Source organism: Mesorhizobium sp. M7A.F.Ca.CA.002.04.1.1, assembly GCF_004022805.1.
GTDB classification, from domain to species: Bacteria; Pseudomonadota; Alphaproteobacteria; order Rhizobiales; family Rhizobiaceae; genus Mesorhizobium; species Mesorhizobium ciceri.
This window is the reverse complement of sequence record NZ_RZPL01000617.1, coordinates 1-3,464: the sequence shown is the minus strand read 5'-3', so window position 1 is coordinate 3,464 and position 3,464 is coordinate 1. Positions and strand designations below refer to the sequence as shown.

Sequence of the window (3,464 nt, the reverse complement as noted above, 5' to 3'; positions counted from 1 at the left end):
CGCCGGTACGGCGGCTGGTCTCCTATGCGACGCCGCTGATGCGTGAGCTTGCCGAGACATCGCAGCAGGCCAACCAACTCGTTGTTTTTGATCGTGGTTCTGCCGTCGTCATCGGTCAGCAGGAAGCACCGAACTACTGGGGCATATCGATCCGGGTCGGCTCCCATATCAGTCTATTCGATACTGGCTCGGGACATGTGCTGCTCGCCTTCCGCTCACCGGAAGAGCGCCAGATGATGATTTCCGAACACGTCCGCAGCACCGACAAGACGGCACAATCGAGCGAGTTCTTCACCCGTCTCGACCAGATCCGCGACCGTGGCTACGAGATGATGGCTTCGATGCAGACAGCCGGCGTCTTCAACCTGTCGGCCCCGGTGCGCAGTTCCGACGGCAAGGCGATCGCCGCGCTGTCGATTCCCTACATCACGGTGGTCAACGCGCCTTCCGCACCCGATATCACCAGGACAATCGAACTGTTGCTGGCAACGTGTGAAAAGCTGTCGCACCTTGCTGGATCAGCAGTCGGCTCATCGGTGTGAATTCTTATTTGAATGAAGAATTCTCTCGTGAGATGATTTGAAAAGCCAGAGGGAGGAGCCTCGCCATGATCATCGACACCCATCTTCACCTCATCGATCGCTCGGCCCTGCGCTATCCCTGGCTCGCCGGCGTGCCGGCGCTCAACCGCGATTTCTCTTATGAAGACTACGCGACGGAGGCGCAGCGTGTCGGCGTCGAGCGCGTGCTGCATATGGAGGTCGATGTCGATCCGGCCGACATCGAAGCCGAGACGGCTCGTGTGGAAGGACTGTCACGGCAGCCCGGCAGCATGCTGGCCGGGGTGATCGCGTCCTGCCGTCCTGAGGAAGGAGACTTCGCGGCCTATCTCGAACGGCAGCGGGCAAACCCGTTCGTAAAGGGCTTTCGCCGCGTCCTTCATGTCGCGCCCGACGAGCTCTCGGAAGGTGCGGTGTTCCGCGACAGCATCAAGCGGCTTGGCGGCACCGGCCTGACCTTCGATCTCGTCGTGCTGCCGCACCAGATTCCCAAGGCTATCGTGCTTGCCGACCTGGCACCCGATGTGACGTTCGTCCTCGACCATTGCGGCGTGCCCGACATCAAGGGCAACAGGGAACATCCATGGCGCGAGCATATGAGCGAGATCGCCCGGCGCCCGAATGTCATGGCCAAGATTTCCGGTGTCGTCGCCTATGCCGATGCCGGCAGCTGGACGGTCGAGACGTTGCGGCCGTACGTCGAGCACACCATCAATTCATTCGGCTGGGACCGCGTCGTCTGGGGCAGCGACTGGCCGGTCTGCACGCTAGGCGGCGGCCTGTCGACCTGGGTGGCGGCGACCCATGCATTGCTCTCGGGCTGCAGCATTGCCGAGCGCGACAGGCTGTTGTCCGGCAATGCCCGCAAGCTGTGGCGGCTCGACTGACAGGTCCTTTCAGATGGTTGCCGAGACGTGCCGTTCGCGGCCATAGAGCGAAACCAGCAGCACGATGACGAAGCCGAGCGCGGCCTGCACTGCCGCGGGCTGGAAGCCGAGGCCGATGAGCAGCGTGTTGATCTCGGTCAGCACCAGCACGCCGGCGATCGTGCCGAGATAGCTGCCCCGGCCGCCGACCAGTGCTGCGCCGCCGACGACGACCGCTGCGATGGTCTGGAACAGATAGGGCTGGCCGACATCGCCATAGGCCGAGCCGGTGAAGCCGAGCAGCAGCACGCCCGCGACAGCGGCGAAGAAGGCGCTTGCTGCATAGGTGATGACCCACATGCGAACCGGGTCGATCAGCGCCAGCGGCGCCGCTCCCGGATTGCTGCCCAACGCATAGAGCCGGCGGCCATAGGGCGTCCGCTCCAGCACCAGCACGACCAGCGCCGCCAGCACGACCAGGCTCGGCACCAGCCACGGCACCGGCAGCGGGCCGGCCGATCCGCCGATCGAGACGAAGCTGGAAACCGCTTGTGGCGCGGAGCCTGACGGGAAGCCGGCTGTCCACAGCAGCACCAGCCCTTGCACGACCATGCCGATGCCGAGCGTGACGATGAGCGGCTGGATGTCGAGGCTGCGCGAGATCAGCCCGTTCAGCCCGCCGATGACGAGCGCCAGCGCGCCGACCAGGCCGCAGACGAGAAAAAAGTTCCAGCCATCGCCATAAAGCTGCGCAGCCACGACATTGGCAAAGCCGATGACGAAGGGGATCGAAAGGTCAATGCCGCCCATGATGACGACCAGCGTCTGGCCAATCGAGGCCACGGCGAGCAGCGAGGCGAGCACCAGCATGGCCCGTATCGCAAACGGCGCCGAGTAGCCGGGAATGAGAATTGTGCCGGCAAGGTGCAGAAGGGCGGCGACGCAGAAGGCGCCGACGACACGGGCGTTGGTTGTCGCGAAGAGGTTTTGGCGCAAAACCATGTCAGCGTCTCCCCATGGCAAGACGTTCCTGCAGCGCTGTCAGCATCACCGCCAGCACCAGGATCGCGCCGTAGGCGATCTGCAGCACGAAGGTCGAGACGTTGAACGTCGTCAGCACGCTCTGCAGCAGGAAGATGTCGATGGCGCCGATGGCGGCACCCGCCACGCCACCACGGCCGCCGGCCAGGCTGACGCCGCCGAGCGCTACGGCGGCGATGGCGATCAGCGTGTAGGTCGGCCCTATGTTGGGGTCGGCGGAGCCGATCAGCGCGGTCAGCATCAGCCCGGCGCATCCGCCGAGGATGCCGGTCATGACATAGGCGATGAAGCGCACGCGCGTGACATCGACACCGGCGGTGTAGGCGGCGCGGTCGTCGCTGCCGACCGCCATAAGCTGGTCGTAGTATGGTGTGCGCCGCACCAGCCACCAGGCAATGAACATCAGTGCCAGCGGCAGCATCGACAGCGGGCCGGACAGCGCCTTAAGCCAGGCCGGCGCTGGGCCGATCGGCGCCGGCAGGATTGTCAGCGTCACGCCGGTCAGGATCAGATAGGTGCCGAGCGTGGCGACGATCGGCTGAATGCGCACGATTGTCGCCAGGAAGCCGTTCGCCGCGCCCACCAGCGCGCCGACGAGCAACGCCGCCGGAACGAGCACCAAGGGCGACGAGATGCCGGTGCCGAGGAACAGCACCTGGATCGTCAAAGCGTTGACAAAGCCCATCAATGGCCCAACCGAGATGTCGATTCCGCCACGCCCGGCGAGGATGACAGGCGTGGAGGCGATGGCAGCACCGATCAAGGGCGCCGCCAATCCGACCAGCGCCCCCCAGGAACCCGGCTGGAATCGTCCCGGGCTGAGGATGAGATTGACCGCAAGCAGCACGACCAGCAGCACGACGGCGAAGCCGAAATTTCGCCCAAGGGACAGGAGGCGCGCAACAGGGCTCATGCCGCACGTCCGAACATGGCTGATATCACGCCGTCGGTGGTGAGGGCGTTGCCGGCGATCTCGGCCGCGACTTCATTCTCACGG

Annotated in this window: 4 protein-coding genes; 2 read left to right on the top strand and 2 right to left on the bottom strand. The window is 64.8% G+C overall.

The window, feature by feature from the left end:
* Both ENZ75_RS25390 and ENZ75_RS25385 read left to right on the top strand, forming a co-directional pair.
* Positions 1-542 (top strand): IclR family transcriptional regulator (locus tag ENZ75_RS25390; RefSeq protein ID WP_164887990.1); only part of this gene is annotated, 542 nt, incomplete at its 5' end.
* A gap of 65 nt (positions 543-607) precedes the next feature.
* Positions 608-1,447 carry an amidohydrolase gene (locus ENZ75_RS25385; protein WP_063167544.1) on the top strand — a complete coding sequence of 280 codons (840 nt, stop codon included), beginning with the start codon at positions 608-610 and terminating at the stop codon, positions 1,445-1,447.
* Between the two features lie 9 nt (positions 1,448-1,456).
* Here the strand turns inward: ENZ75_RS25385 and ENZ75_RS25380 are convergent, their stop codons facing one another.
* A complete protein-coding gene (locus ENZ75_RS25380) occupies positions 1,457-2,428 on the bottom strand; it encodes an ABC transporter permease (protein WP_013533021.1) in 972 nt (323 codons plus the stop codon).
* 1 nt (position 2,429) lies between these two features.
* A complete protein-coding gene (locus tag ENZ75_RS25375; RefSeq protein WP_027163923.1) occupies positions 2,430-3,380 on the bottom strand; it encodes an ABC transporter permease in 951 nt (316 codons plus the stop codon).
* Positions 3,381-3,464 lie beyond the last annotated feature (84 nt).

Excerpts from the sequence above, each read along its gene's own strand:
- ENZ75_RS25375 (WP_027163923.1), bottom strand. The coding sequence starts at position 3,380 with ATGAGCCCTGTTGCGCGCCTCCTGTCCCTTGGGCGAAATTTCGGCTTC.
- ENZ75_RS25380 (WP_013533021.1), bottom strand. The coding sequence starts at position 2,428 with ATGGTTTTGCGCCAAAACCTCTTCGCGACAACCAACGCCCGTGTCGTC.
- ENZ75_RS25385 (WP_063167544.1), top strand. The coding sequence starts at position 608 with ATGATCATCGACACCCATCTTCACCTCATCGATCGCTCGGCCCTGCGC.